The 12,221-nt window shown below is 36.5% G+C and carries 19 protein-coding genes; 5 read left to right on the plus strand and 14 right to left on the minus strand.

The genetic code is table 11. From position 1 onward, the window contains the following. The first annotated feature begins 17 nt into the window (after positions 1 to 17). Complete coding sequence (locus tag ACZSMY_RS22455; RefSeq protein ID WP_465148344.1) at positions 18 to 848, plus strand: DUF4393 domain-containing protein; 831 nt, start codon at positions 18 to 20, stop codon at positions 846 to 848. Between the two features lie 149 nt (positions 849 to 997). Here ACZSMY_RS22455 and ACZSMY_RS22460 read toward each other — a convergent pair whose 3' ends face one another. After that, positions 998 to 2,581, minus strand: coding sequence for a DEAD/DEAH box helicase (locus ACZSMY_RS22460; protein ID WP_465148345.1), 1,584 nt, complete (start codon positions 2,579 to 2,581; stop codon positions 998 to 1,000). Between the two features lie 69 nt (positions 2,582 to 2,650). On the opposite strand from ACZSMY_RS22460, the gene ACZSMY_RS22465 reads away from it, so the two are divergent. Beyond that, positions 2,651 to 3,448, plus strand: coding sequence for a hypothetical protein (locus tag ACZSMY_RS22465; protein WP_465148346.1), 798 nt, complete (start codon positions 2,651 to 2,653; stop codon positions 3,446 to 3,448). Positions 3,449 to 3,458: 10 nt separating this feature from the next. On the opposite strand, the gene ACZSMY_RS22470 is transcribed toward ACZSMY_RS22465, so the two are convergent. The 13 genes from ACZSMY_RS22470 to ACZSMY_RS22530 form a co-directional block, all read right to left on the minus strand. Next, the gene (locus tag ACZSMY_RS22470; RefSeq protein ID WP_465148347.1) at positions 3,459 to 4,214 is read right to left on the minus strand and encodes a hypothetical protein; all 756 of its coding nucleotides are present in this window, start codon (positions 4,212 to 4,214) and stop codon (positions 3,459 to 3,461) included. Positions 4,215 to 4,217: 3 nt separating this feature from the next. Further along, positions 4,218 to 4,643: a hypothetical protein gene (locus tag ACZSMY_RS22475; protein WP_465148348.1), complete on the minus strand. Its 426-nt coding sequence runs from the start codon at positions 4,641 to 4,643 to the stop codon at positions 4,218 to 4,220. Between the two features lie 13 nt (positions 4,644 to 4,656). Beyond that, complete coding sequence (locus ACZSMY_RS22480) at positions 4,657 to 5,226, minus strand: hypothetical protein (RefSeq protein WP_465148349.1); 570 nt, start codon at positions 5,224 to 5,226, stop codon at positions 4,657 to 4,659. 17 nt (positions 5,227 to 5,243) lie between these two features. Beyond that, the gene (locus ACZSMY_RS22485; protein WP_465148350.1) at positions 5,244 to 6,377 is read right to left on the minus strand and encodes an ATP-binding protein; all 1,134 of its coding nucleotides are present in this window, start codon (positions 6,375 to 6,377) and stop codon (positions 5,244 to 5,246) included. Positions 6,378 to 6,379: 2 nt separating this feature from the next. Next, a complete protein-coding gene (locus ACZSMY_RS22490) occupies positions 6,380 to 7,705 on the minus strand; it encodes an AAA family ATPase (protein WP_465148351.1) in 1,326 nt (441 codons plus the stop codon). A gap of 48 nt (positions 7,706 to 7,753) precedes the next feature. Next, the gene (locus ACZSMY_RS22495; RefSeq protein ID WP_465148352.1) at positions 7,754 to 8,005 is read right to left on the minus strand and encodes a hypothetical protein; all 252 of its coding nucleotides are present in this window, start codon (positions 8,003 to 8,005) and stop codon (positions 7,754 to 7,756) included. A gap of 15 nt (positions 8,006 to 8,020) precedes the next feature. Further along, complete coding sequence (locus ACZSMY_RS22500) at positions 8,021 to 8,236, minus strand: hypothetical protein (RefSeq protein ID WP_465148353.1); 216 nt, start codon at positions 8,234 to 8,236, stop codon at positions 8,021 to 8,023. Beyond that, positions 8,237 to 8,563, minus strand: coding sequence for a hypothetical protein (locus ACZSMY_RS22505; RefSeq protein WP_465148354.1), 327 nt, complete (start codon positions 8,561 to 8,563; stop codon positions 8,237 to 8,239). 4 nt (positions 8,564 to 8,567) lie between these two features. Beyond that, positions 8,568 to 8,717, minus strand: a complete 150-nt coding sequence (locus tag ACZSMY_RS22510) for a hypothetical protein (protein WP_465148355.1) — start codon at positions 8,715 to 8,717, stop codon at positions 8,568 to 8,570. Positions 8,718 to 8,810: 93 nt separating this feature from the next. Then, positions 8,811 to 9,050: a hypothetical protein gene (locus ACZSMY_RS22515; protein WP_465148356.1), complete on the minus strand. Its 240-nt coding sequence runs from the start codon at positions 9,048 to 9,050 to the stop codon at positions 8,811 to 8,813. Positions 9,051 to 9,052: 2 nt separating this feature from the next. Beyond that, positions 9,053 to 9,376 carry a DUF771 domain-containing protein gene (locus tag ACZSMY_RS22520; RefSeq protein ID WP_465148357.1) on the minus strand — a complete coding sequence of 108 codons (324 nt, stop codon included), beginning with the start codon at positions 9,374 to 9,376 and terminating at the stop codon, positions 9,053 to 9,055. A 13-nt stretch (positions 9,377 to 9,389) separates the two neighbouring features. Beyond that, entirely contained in the window at positions 9,390 to 9,572 is a 183-nt protein-coding gene (locus tag ACZSMY_RS22525) for a helix-turn-helix domain-containing protein (RefSeq protein ID WP_465148358.1), read from the minus strand. 18 nt (positions 9,573 to 9,590) lie between these two features. Next, on the minus strand, positions 9,591 to 9,806 hold the full coding sequence (locus ACZSMY_RS22530; protein ID WP_465148359.1) for a hypothetical protein: 216 nt from the start codon (positions 9,804 to 9,806) through the stop codon (positions 9,591 to 9,593). Positions 9,807 to 10,185: 379 nt separating this feature from the next. Between ACZSMY_RS22530 and ACZSMY_RS22535 the strand changes: the two genes are divergently transcribed. Genes ACZSMY_RS22535 through ACZSMY_RS22545 form a run of 3 tightly spaced genes read left to right on the plus strand, consistent with a single transcriptional unit; the run spans position 10,186 to position 12,176 of the window. Further along, positions 10,186 to 10,608, plus strand: coding sequence for a helix-turn-helix domain-containing protein (locus ACZSMY_RS22535; RefSeq protein ID WP_465148360.1), 423 nt, complete (start codon positions 10,186 to 10,188; stop codon positions 10,606 to 10,608). Positions 10,609 to 10,620: 12 nt separating this feature from the next. Then, complete coding sequence (locus ACZSMY_RS22540) at positions 10,621 to 11,034, plus strand: ImmA/IrrE family metallo-endopeptidase (protein WP_465148361.1); 414 nt, start codon at positions 10,621 to 10,623, stop codon at positions 11,032 to 11,034. 35 nt (positions 11,035 to 11,069) lie between these two features. Then, on the plus strand, positions 11,070 to 12,176 hold the full coding sequence (locus tag ACZSMY_RS22545; RefSeq protein WP_465148362.1) for a site-specific integrase: 1,107 nt from the start codon (positions 11,070 to 11,072) through the stop codon (positions 12,174 to 12,176). Positions 12,177 to 12,221 lie beyond the last annotated feature (45 nt).

Raw genomic sequence — 12,221 nt, forward strand, 5'->3', positions numbered from 1 at the left:
AGATTGGAGATGAAACAATGGACTTAACTCCTTTTTTATCAATAATATCTGGTGCATTAGGTGGCGCTACATCTGCTGGTGTGTTTAAGGGACCTATCCAAACATTAGAAGACTGGTGGTACATAAACTTTGGTCATAAACAATCAGAACAGGCAAACATGTTAAGAGCTAAACAAGAAGCTAATGTTGAAGCTTTAAAAAAACAATTACTTGAGGATGTTTCAGAGATAGACCCTGAAAATATCAAGGAACCAAAATTAAATATTATAGGTCCTGCTTTGGAAGCCTCACGTTACTATATTGAAGAAGAATCACTCAGAAACATGTTTTCAAAATTAATTGCTTCATCAATGGATAAAAGTAAAAATGAAACAATTAGAACATCTTTTGTAGAAACTATTAAGCAAATGGAACCGATTGATGCTAAAAATCTTACATGCATTTTAGATAAAGATGATATTTTTCATGATTTAATTTGTGAATATAGAATCAATTATTCTATCGGTGGTTACAAAACCACTCACTCTAATGTTTATTTAGGAAATCCTCAAACCAATAACCAAAAACTACTAGGGACATCTTTGGAGAATTTAGCTAGGTTAGGATTAATTGAACTCACATACCAAGAAAGAAAAAATAAAACTGAAAACTATTTTCCTTTTGAGGATACTCAAGAATATAAAGAAACAAAAGAATATATTATTACCATGAATAACTCTATAACTGAAGCCAAACAGAAGCACCCAAATTCAAAAGAGTATGATATAAAATTGAGTGGTCCAGAAGTTAAACACGGCCTCATTCTTTTAACCAATTACGGAAAATCTTTTTGCTCTATCTGTCTTTAAATAGCATTTCCTTAACTCTTATTAGTTCTTCTTTAAAAAATCTATCCATCCACTTCTCTATCATTTTCATTTGTAATTTCATCATAAGAAAAGACGTGATTAGAGAAGTGACCATGGATATTGTGACAATTAATACAAAATCCATTTTTTTATCCCTCCGGTTTATATTCACTAGGCTTAACACCAGCTGGCAGTCTCCATCCATTAGCAGCAATACGGTCAATCATCTTCTTACCATTTTCAAATGACCAATTGCCGACATGATTAAAGCCACGTTGCTCTAAGAAACGAATCTGCTTAGGCGTCGTCAATCCTTGTTCTCGGCGCTTTTCAATTTTATCTAGCATCTTAGTAGCCTTACCTGCGTTATCAATAGAATCAGGATGGATGCCTAGCTTTTCTAACTTATTGACTTGATTTTCAGTAGGCGGCTCCATTTCCCAACCAAAAGAAGGTTTATAATTAGCTAAATCCTCAGCTTGAATACTCATTTCAAACTGCAACGGATCCACTAGCTTCCGTTTCCGACGTTTCATTTCTTGCAGTTGCTTGGCTAACGCTTCTTCACGCTGGGCTATAACTTCTTCCTCAGAGGTCTGTTCGACGACTTCTAAGTCTAATGGAATGCCAGCCTCTTCAATCTGTTTGGTCATAGCGTTGGCCACTTCATCACTTTCCGCAATTAAATGGGCAGGATGACAAAGTTCATGGCGATCTGTATGCCAGAGAAAATCTAATAGCAATAATTCATTTTTTCCTTCAAATAGTCGGGTACCTCGCCCAACCATCTGGCTGTAAAGACTGCGTACTTTGGTAGGTCTTAGCACTACGATGCAGTCAACAGATGGACAATCCCATCCCTCTGTAAGTAACATCGAGTTACAAAGCACGTTATAGCGACCTTTATCAAAATCTTCTAATATTTCAGCGCGATTTTCTGACTCACCGTTTACCTCGGCCGCCTTAAATCCCTTTTGATTTAAAATCTCGGTAAACTTCTGACTTGTCTTTACTAATGGAAGAAAGACAACTATTTTTCTATCACTTGCATTCTTCACCATTTCATCAGCGATGGATTCAAGGAACGGATCTAATGCAGAACCTAAATCACTTGTTTTAAAGTCTCCTGCCTGTTGTCCTACCTTGGACAAATCTAATTCCAACGGTATGGTTAAAGCTTTAATCGGACTGAGATAACCTGATTTGATAGCTTGTGGCAGCGTATATTCATATGCCAATGATTCAAAGTAGCTGCCAAGATTTTTCATATCACCTCTGTCAGGCGTTGCAGTTACTCCCAATACATGGGCATCTGTAAAATGATTTAATACGCGTTGGTAGCTATCTGATATACAATGGTGTGCTTCATCGATAATGATTGTGTCAAAGAAATCAGGAGGAAACTTTGAAAGGCGTTTCTCTCTCATTAAGGTTTGAACACTGCCCACAACTACTCTATAGAAACTGCCTAGTGAAGTATCCTGCGCTTTTTCAGTGGCACATTTAAGGCCTGTTGATTTTTCTAATTTATCTGCTGCTTGATCTAACAATTCACCCCGGTGGGCAAGGACAAGCACACGCTCGCCCTTTCTTACTCTGTCCTCGATAACTTTTGAAAAAACAATCGTTTTACCACATCCGGTTGGAAGTACAAGCAACGTTTTCTTTTTACCATCTGCCCATTCATCTTGAATAGACACTCTAGCTTCTTGCTGGTAATCTCGTAATTGCATGTAAAAACTCCTTTATTTGTTATATAATTAGACTAAAATATTTAAATTCAAAATGAAGAGGTACATAAAATGAGTCGTATAACTGATAGAACTGAAGCACTACAATTAATTAAAAAAATAGACAAAGAAAAAAAAGATTATTTTGTAATTCATTATTCATGTGAAAGCTTTTTTGAATTAGAAGGAAAAAGCCCACGAATAACTTCAATTGCAGTTGAAAACCTTGAAAATGGACAATCAGAGCTTTTTGCTATCTATAAAACTGCCGAAGTTTTAAGCATCGAATTTCAGGAAATTGAAGAAAAATATTCTCTTATCGAAAAAGCAATGTTAAAAGAATTTTTCGATTTCGCTAAACTTAACCAACATAAACACTGGATTCATTGGAATATGAGAGACTCTATTTTTGGGTTCAAGGCCATAGAGCATCGATATCAAGTCTTATCAAAAGAAGAGCCTTATAAAATTCCTGATGAACGAAAAATTAGTGTTTCTGAATTATTTAAAAAACTATATGGTTCAGAATATATAAGTGATCCTAAAATGGAAAAACTCATGAAGAAAAATAATTTAAAACCAAGAAACTTTTTAAATGGAAAAGATGAAGCTGAAGCATTTAGTTTAGGTAAATATCATGATTTAAGTATGTCTTCAGCTTCCAAGGTTAGATTGTTCGCACAAATGATTAACTTAGCAATAGATAATTCTTTGCAAACTGATGTGCCTAATTTTCAAATTTACGGTACTAGCTTAAAAGCTAAATGGTATGCATTAAAAGAAAAATCTTATTTTATTCCAATGTCCTGGTTAGTAACGACAATTTTAGGTGCAATAATCGGACACTTTATTTCTAGGGGACTCAGTTAGTAGAGTCCTTTTAAGCTATAATAGTGATTCTTTTATCATGAATTTCTAACTTTAGTTCTTCAGTTAGAAAGTCTTTAATATTAGCAATTGCCGTATTTCTCCAAGCACCGCCGTCAGCTTCAAAGATAGCTCCACGTGGACCTTCCTTCATACGGAAGATAAAATCTGATTCTGGTTGCTCTACTTCAAGAAACGTACGGTACGGCGCAAGTGTTACTGGGTTAGGTACCACAACATCATCAGCATTTGAAATTCCTGTTTTAATTGTTACAGCCTGAGCTATTCCTGTGTCACCAGTTTGACGTACATTCTCCTCTTGAACATTACCAACAACTTTTAACAACAAATCGCGATCCTCTGTTTTACGGAATTTCGATTGAAAATTAATAAGCATTTCTTCCACATCATAGTAATGTTCATAACGAAAACTCGGAACAATTGCACCGACAGATACAAGCATTTCGCGACTGCCATCTGCTAACAGCGTGCTTTGCAAAGAAACACTACGTTCATCCTCTACATGTAAGAATAATGGTTCGTTTTCCCGTTCTAGCTTGGATTTGATATATTCAACTAATCCGGTTAAAGAATTTAGGTTTAATACATTATGCGCTGTATTAACTACTGGTCTAATTTCTTTTGGCTGGCCATCATCATTAATAATAAAATTACGCAAGATTCCATCTGTATCACAAAATTGAATATGCCTTTCATCCGGTTGAATACCTGCCTGCATTAAATATTGAATAGCATCTTTTGATAACATAATTTAACCTCTCCCTTTTTGTAAGTTGATTATTTTACGCTTTTCTTCTTCCTTTTCTATTACATCTACTGGCTCACCAACATCAGTTTTTTGTCCGTCATCATCGAAATAAGTCTGACCAGGAGAATTTGATTTCAATTCACGAGCTTCAATTTTCCCGGTAGTAAGGTCTTTACCAGTCAAAATAGTAGCTGATGTGTCTTTAACATTTGCTAGTTTAATAGATATATTGCTGGTAGTTTTGATAGTTTGGCGGTTTTCATCTGGCTTAAGCTCAATCTTAATTGTCATTGACCGCTTATCTTCTGCCTCGGTATTCGGATCATGGATGTTGTTAAAAATCTTTACAAGTTCATGGTCTACCTTTTCTTGTATTGCCCCTCCCGCAAGTTGCGAGAGAGGAAACTGAATATCTTTGTTTTTAGCCATCTATATACCCTCCTTAAAATTGGCCTGGCGTAAATCCTCCACCTTGATTATTTTGTTGTGGTTGCTGCGTCTGCCCTGTTTGTCCAGGAAATGGCGCTTGATATTGTTGTTGCGTTTGCTGTTGTACAGGAGGTACCTGCTGCAGACCTTGACCATTCGGAAAAGCTTCATCATATGGATAAAAACTTTTCACTTGGTTATTGGCTCTTTCTTCTCCCTGAGACATATATTTATTAACATGAATTTTTGCCTTACCTTTTGCACCTACAACCGCATTCCAATTCATTCTAAAAGGCTCACCTTTTTTCTTCTGGCCGATACCAATGAAGAAATTGGAAATTAATCCTTCTGTCTTTGTATGCAACAATAGGTTGTGGAAAATTGTTTGATCGCCATGCTCCTGAGAATGAACAGTTAAAGTTAACTTCGCTTGCGGGCATGCCGGCATTTTTTCACTGCCTTGGAATCTAGCACGCTCAAATTTTTCTACTGTAAAGTAGTAATCACCATCCGGCAGCAAGGTAAACTCTCCACCGTCCTTTTCTATCTGATCTTCCCACTGTAATTCTCTTTCTTGTTCCATTTAAAATTCCTCCTTATTTAAAACGGGGCGTTTGCCTCACGTTGTTGTTGAATCATTCCAAAGACTTGCTCCCACGCTCCAACAAGCACACCTTGAATAAAGCTTTCATCGTAGTTAGTAATTGGAGTGTCAGCTGGATAATAGCCTTTAGAGCCTACAACTGTTTGAATTTCCTGCTCCGATACATTATTTTGCTGCATTAAATCTTGCAATGCTTTTGGTAAATTCGGGTTAATCTGACCAGACCACGGGTTAGTTGTATTTGCTTCTGGTTGTGCAGCAGGTTGTTGATTTTGTACAGGCTCCTGAACCGGTGGCGCAGTATTAGGTTGTTCCGGCTGCGTTGTTGTCTGCGGCTCCGGTTGTGGAGCTGGCTGCGTTGTCGGTTGCTGTACTTGTTGGTTTTGACTTGGTGCAGCTTGTCCACTATCAGCAAAAATATGAGCGATTTGGTTATAGTCCATAGGAATTTCATCTGGCAAACTGTGACGATTTTTAGCATCCCAAGCAGGATGATGTGTTGTGTAAATCGTTCTAGTACCGCCTTGACCTTTAAATTTTTTGCCTTTATCATCGGTGGCAACACTATAGGTTTTATAGTTCATGAAAAGGATCATATCAGACCATTCTTTTACTAATGCAGCTGTTTTTGCAGTTGTCTTATTTCCAAGCTTTAGTTCATAGCGGTCGTAAGCTCCCATTTCGTCAGGTGCTTCAAATCTTACAATTTTTGCATGTGCAGTGAGAACAACATTAATCCCTACTTCTATCACATCAGATAATTTATCAAGGAATTTTCCAACCTCTTCTTCTAATTGAACAAAACCATCACCATAACCAAAACTTGTAATACTTTCCTTATTACCTCGATGTGTTACAAAATCAATCCCTAATCTCTCTGCCCAATCAATAGTATCTATAATAAGTGTTTTACATGGGCGATTATTTTTCACAAAATCAATTTGTTGATGAAGGAAAGTCCAGCTATTAGGCTTATCCATTCTTGCCACATCCATATTACTTGTACTTCCTTCTGTATCAATAAATATCGGATCCGGGAATTGTGCTGCGAAAGAAGATTTTCCAATCCCCTCCGGACCATACAACACTACTTTCTGCGCTTTAGCTGTTTTGCCTTTCGTTATATTCATAATTAAAATTCACCTGCTTTCCATGTTTTCGGCTGCTGTGGAGTATCCTCCTGTTTAGGTTGTGGTGGCTCCGGCGGCGTATTATCCTGCCCGGATACATAACCATCCTCAATGATGATTTGACATTCCTCACCATTGGATACTCGTGTAGCAATCGCCTGTAAATCTTCTTGTACTAACCAATCTCCAAACTCTTTTAATGTGTTGGCATCCATTTGCTCCAGCTTGTCCAGTAAGATAAATCCACAATTAGGCTTAAGCTTACGGACAATAGCAGTCGATACTCTCAGTTGGTCTGCGCCGCTCATGTTATCCCACTGCTGACCTCTATAGACAAGTTCGCCTTCTTCAACGGTCAACTCAGGCAACGGTAAATCCGCGTTGTCTAGGAGATCTGTCTTTTTCTGACGTACATCATTAATTTTTTTAGTGAGTTCGTCATACTGGACGCTATAGTCTCTTGCATCCTCTTCTGCTTTATCCTTATCAAGATTGGCGCGTACTTTACGGTTAATTTCATCAATCTCTTGGATATTACGCTGCAATTCCTCGGTTGATTGGTCTTGCAAGTCCTGTGCAGAAGTTTGGGCAATCTGTAAATCTTGACCTAACTGTGCATACTGCTGTTCTGCTTCGGCAAGTTGCGCTTTAATACGCTCGATTTCTTGGCCTTTAGCAGCGTACTGTTGTTGAATATTAGTCAATTGATCACGTTTCCGTTGGTTTTCTCCATTCTCTGCCATAATAGCCTGTTGCTGATTAATCAAATCTGATGCAGATACTAACTCTTTTGGAGCATCAGTATAATAGGTTTGTTCATCAGCATACTTTTTCTTTTGCGTAGCAATCTGACCAATAGTAAGACGTTGGTTATACAGTTCTTTTTCTTGGTGTTCATATTGATAAAGCTGTTCACCTACGCCGATGATTTGCAGCAGCGTGTTGGCTTTTTCTTTGCTGCTGGAGTCCATGAATTTTGGTAAGTTAATGGCCAGTTCTTCTACAAAACTATCCAGCAATTGTTGACCATGCTTTTCACCGTTAGGATCAGTGACTTTCAAATCGCTGTTTTTTCCTTTACGCTCCACTACCAACCCATTTGATAAAGTGACAGATAGATAAGGATTGGACATAGAGCCTTCCCTAGTAGCTTGGCTAGGTTTATACCTATTGCCTCCTAAAGCCCAAGCAATGGAATCTAAGGTACTTGTTTTCCCTTGCCCGTTACCTCCTCCGATGACAGTTAGGCCATTTGCAGATGGCTCAATTTTCACTGCTTTTACACGCTTTACATTTTCGATTTCTAGTTTATTAATTTTAATCGACACTGTATTTCCTCCCTATTTTTGTGGTATGATAACCACAAGATTATATTTTTAGTTTTGGCGGTCAGTTGCAGCTGACTGCTTTTCTTTTGCAAAATTGTTATACGCCTCTACAAGTTCAAGCATTAAAGGAAGGCCTTGCTTTATATAACATTGATTGCAGCAGAACATATCTGTTTGAATGTTATAGCTCGGTTCTTCCATGCGAATCCATTCCGCTGGAGTTACTTCGTTTAGTTCTGATACATATACAATGAATTCAATCTCTTCCGGCTTACGATTACAAAATGGACAAATTGGCATTGGTTATTCACCTCCTTAAAGTTCATCTTCTAGCTTCTTATCAGTAAAATAGACCCTACCACTATCACCTAATACAACAATTTCTACTTTTAATTCCTTTTCTTCCTCATCTAAATAAACACTGAATAACCCATCTTGGTAAAACAGATAATAATGATGATTTTTAAGGTCTAAATCCTCACCGTGTTTATTAAATAGTTCAGTGAATAATTTATTTGTTAATGGATCCATTTATTTAGCCTCCTCAAGAGCTTTATTTTTTGCTTCCACAGCTTTCTCAGTAAGTTGGTAATAACCAATCATTACAAAGCCAGACGACTCAGCATCAATCGGAATCGGTTCAATTACATCAGCATCAACTAAAGCCCTAGTCATCCCTTCATTTTCAGACCAATCTTTAATACCAACCTCATTGTCATTGTTTATTCTGTCAGCGTTGACGGTTGCTGTAGCGACAGGCTCACGTGATTCCTTTTCCACAAATTGGATAGCTGTATTTCCATTACCATACTGACCAAATTTCAATTTACACTGATAACCTTTAAAATTGACTTCCATCTAATTACCACCCTTCATTTTCTATTTGCTGATGCATCAGTTTTTTGTAAAGCATTAGCCTATTATGCCTGTATGGGTTACGTTTTTTACTTGGATGAATAGAAGTAAATTCAGCTACCTTTTTTAGATAATAGGCGATACGTTCAGGCAACATATTTACAACCCCCTCATATATGAATCATCATTAATAATAGAAATCCCATTGCACCGGCAAACATTACCTGAAAACAAAAATCTAGCTTGTCCATCAGAACATCTGCCTTGCTTTCTCTTCCGCTTCTCTTGCATCTTCTTCAACTTTTTTCTGATGCAGCGCTCTTAAAACATCGTGCGCAATAGCAATTTCTGTCTTAAATTCATCCCAGTAATTAAAATCCGCATTACTGCCAGCTTCAATAGCTGTCATGCAAGCATTGTGAATGCGATTTAGTTGATGCAATGCTGCAAAGAAATCCTTGTCACGATATGCGTTTAGCTTTATATCCATGGTTAACCTCCTTTAAAAATTTGATTAAAATTCTTATCCAAGAACTCAGCCATCTTGTTTGCTTGAAAACTCCAAGTTTGTCCTTTAGATTTTGGATAGTAAACAAAACCGCCATTTTCTACATCGAGAATTTTTTTGAAACGTGTCGGATACAAAATATTCTCTTTTATCCAAACCTGTTTCCTGCCAACTTTCTCCTCCAAATCTTTCATGGTCCAATACACCCCCGTTAGAGATTGGTTTTGAAGATTCTCCAATTCAATCTTGCTAATCACAACTTGGTCATCGGGAACAGGAACCGAAAGATTAACGCTGAATTTTTGCATTTTTTCACCTCACTTAAATACCTAAAATTTTTCGGATGCGCTTTATATGCTCCTGAGCTTTAGGTCCAGTTCTTTTACCATTCAGAATATCTGACAAATAAGCACCGGAAATTCCTAGCATTTGAGCTAATTCAGCGTGTTTCATTTTCTTTTTGTAAAGTTCATTGCGAACTCTAATACTTAAATCCTCTGACATGATGTCGTCCTCCTTTCTTTAATTATCAGCAGGGAAAATATCATTAACCAATTCATTCCCTTTCTCAGAATGCTCTTCAATAAACTCAGACAAGCTATCGTACATAGATTTGCTAATGATTTTTGCTTCTTCAACAGTACAATCATATTTTCTAAAAGCTTGAAGCATTTCTTCCGACACTCCAACGCCTTTATGAAATACTTCCTTCAACATCTGTAGAAATTCATTTTCCATGTAACCCTCACCACTTCCTCATTGATTAGCGTTGCTACCGCTGTATAAGCTATAAGTTTGTTCATTTTTATACCGTCGTCGGCTCGGTATCACAGCGCATTAATTTAAACTAAAAGCTAATTAATTAGCAAAAAGTATTGACGTGTTTTAAACTTTAATATAGAATATAGACATAGCTAAATAAGACTATAAAAAGCCTGTAATATCACATTTTGTTAGCTCCCCAGCGAAAAAATGTATTTAGATAGGTCGTAATTTTTATTGTCTTTTTCGCTAATCAAATAGCTTACCTAGAGTATATTAAACTTTAAAATAGATGTCAATATATTTCTATTCAAAAGTTTAAATATTTTTAGGTGTAGTGTATAGGATGGTTGATATGACTACATTTGAACGAGTAAAAGAATTGTGTGAAGAACAAAAAATATCAGTTGTTGAATTAGAAGAAAGACTAGGATTTGGAAGAAACTCACTATATGCATGGAAGAGAAAAACACCTAACGGAGCAAATCTTAATAAAGTAGCCGACTATTTTAACGTATCTACTGATTACTTATTAGGCCGTACTGATAAGAAAAGATATTATGATCTGACAGAAAAAGATGAAAAAGATGTAGACAAAGAATTAGAACGTATTCTTAATAGTGCAGAAAGTAATTTTGGAATTGGCGCTTTTGATGGTCGTGAAATTGATGATATGGATAAAGAAGATTACGAATTATATGTATCGTCACTTAGGAATGCTATACGAATGCATAAAAGATTAGCTAAGAAGAAGTTTACACCCAAGAAATACCGGTAAGGGAATGATTTCGTGGTAAAAAAGAAGGTTGGTCAATTAATTAAAAAGCACGGTACAAACGATCCTTTTTTAATAGCTGCAGCTTTGGGACACGAAGTTGTTTATGAGAATTTGGGCAGTTCACTGGGGTATTTTAGCCGCCTCTATAGGACAGCTATTATACATTTAAATGAGAACCTACCTTACGAAAAACAGAAATCAACTTGCGCACATGAGCTTGGACATATTTTATTACATCCCGAAATTAATACAGCATTTCTTAAGAAGAATACCTATTTTCCTGCAAGTAAAGTTGAGCAAGAAGCAAATGAATTTATGATTGAACTTTTATTTATTCAAAATAAATCTAATTCTATAACAATAAAAGAAGCTACGGAAGAATATGGCATACCCGAACAGCTTCTCAAGAAAAATTTTTACCCTTAAAAAGAACATACATTCTTATTAAAGGAGGAATTAGCTTGCCTAGTTATCAAAAAAGAGGAAAAACGTGGCAGTATACAATTAGTAGAATGGTTAATGGTAAATCAGACCCTATCCGTAAAAGTGGATTCCGCACTAAAAAAGAAGCTCAAATTGCAGCTGCGGAAATAGAAAACAAGATGAACAGAGGAATGACCATTCATTTAAAATTAGAACCAATTGATGAGTATTTCGAGCAATGGACAAACCTTTATAAAAATCATGTTTCCAAAGGGACAAGGCAACTATACGATTACACGTTGAACTATATAAAAGAGTATTTTCAGGACACGCCGCTACAACACATTAATTATAATGAGTATCAAGCCTTTATTAACAAGTTAGGTGAGAGCTATTCTAGAGAAACGGTAAAGAAAGCAAATTCTCATATTAGAGCCTGCGTTCGCGATGCGATGGACGACGGGATTATTCATATCGATTTCACGCGTAAAGTAGTTTTATCTGGAAAAAGTGGTAAACGGGCAATAGAAAAGCACTTGCAATACGGCGAAAGTCAAACGCTATTACACGCACTATTTGATTACCTGGAAAAAGAACACCGCCCGGTTTACTATATTATTCTGCTGGCTTTGACATCGGGTATGAGATTTGCTGAAATGTCAGCCTTAACCAGAAAAGACTTCGATTTTGTTAATAATACGATAGATGTCAATAAATCGTGGGGCTATTTGCCAACGACTGAAAACGGAGTGCGAATCACAAAAACTGAAAGCTCTAACCGTACCATAAACATGGACACTCGAACCATGAAGGTATTTAAAAAATTCTTTGAAGAAGTACCTGAGAATATACACCAGCTCGTATTTTTCAATCCGGCATCAAAATATAAAGTATATAGTAATACAGGAGTAAATAAAGCATTAAGAAAGCTATTTAAATCCTTAAAACTTGATGGTGTGTCTATACACGGGTTGAGACATACTTACGCTTCCGTATTATTGTACAAGGATGTATCTATACAATATATTTCTGAACAGCTAGGACACTCTGATGTTGATACAACGATTCGGGTATACACTCATCTGCTTAAAGAAAAAAGAAACGTCGATAGAAATAAGGCGATACGTATTTTTTCCTCAATGTGATTCATTTTACACATATTTTACACATTGCTATTTACAATCACCTTC

Source organism: Oceanobacillus sp. B139/18, from assembly GCF_055524595.1.

Bases quoted from the DNA above. Each gene is read 5' to 3' on its own strand.
- ACZSMY_RS22500 (WP_465148353.1), bottom strand. From the start codon at position 8,236: ATGGATCCATTAACAAATAAATTATTCACTGAACTATTTAATAAACAC.
- ACZSMY_RS22515 (WP_465148356.1), bottom strand. From the start codon at position 9,050: ATGGATATAAAGCTAAACGCATATCGTGACAAGGATTTCTTTGCAGCA.
- ACZSMY_RS22460 (WP_465148345.1), bottom strand. From the start codon at position 2,581: ATGCAATTACGAGATTACCAGCAAGAAGCTAGAGTGTCTATTCAAGAT.
- ACZSMY_RS22510 (WP_465148355.1), bottom strand. From the start codon at position 8,717: ATGTTGCCTGAACGTATCGCCTATTATCTAAAAAAGGTAGCTGAATTT.
- ACZSMY_RS22485 (WP_465148350.1), bottom strand. From the start codon at position 6,377: ATGAATATAACGAAAGGCAAAACAGCTAAAGCGCAGAAAGTAGTGTTG.
- ACZSMY_RS22530 (WP_465148359.1), bottom strand. From the start codon at position 9,806: ATGGAAAATGAATTTCTACAGATGTTGAAGGAAGTATTTCATAAAGGC.
- ACZSMY_RS22465 (WP_465148346.1), top strand. From the start codon at position 2,651: ATGAGTCGTATAACTGATAGAACTGAAGCACTACAATTAATTAAAAAA.
- ACZSMY_RS22475 (WP_465148348.1), bottom strand. From the start codon at position 4,643: ATGGCTAAAAACAAAGATATTCAGTTTCCTCTCTCGCAACTTGCGGGA.
- ACZSMY_RS22525 (WP_465148358.1), bottom strand. From the start codon at position 9,572: ATGTCAGAGGATTTAAGTATTAGAGTTCGCAATGAACTTTACAAAAAG.
- ACZSMY_RS22520 (WP_465148357.1), bottom strand. From the start codon at position 9,376: ATGCAAAAATTCAGCGTTAATCTTTCGGTTCCTGTTCCCGATGACCAA.
- ACZSMY_RS22505 (WP_465148354.1), bottom strand. From the start codon at position 8,563: ATGGAAGTCAATTTTAAAGGTTATCAGTGTAAATTGAAATTTGGTCAG.
- ACZSMY_RS22480 (WP_465148349.1), bottom strand. From the start codon at position 5,226: ATGGAACAAGAAAGAGAATTACAGTGGGAAGATCAGATAGAAAAGGAC.
- ACZSMY_RS22470 (WP_465148347.1), bottom strand. From the start codon at position 4,214: ATGTTATCAAAAGATGCTATTCAATATTTAATGCAGGCAGGTATTCAA.
- ACZSMY_RS22495 (WP_465148352.1), bottom strand. From the start codon at position 8,005: ATGCCAATTTGTCCATTTTGTAATCGTAAGCCGGAAGAGATTGAATTC.
- ACZSMY_RS22535 (WP_465148360.1), top strand. From the start codon at position 10,186: ATGACTACATTTGAACGAGTAAAAGAATTGTGTGAAGAACAAAAAATA.
- ACZSMY_RS22455 (WP_465148344.1), top strand. From the start codon at position 18: ATGGACTTAACTCCTTTTTTATCAATAATATCTGGTGCATTAGGTGGC.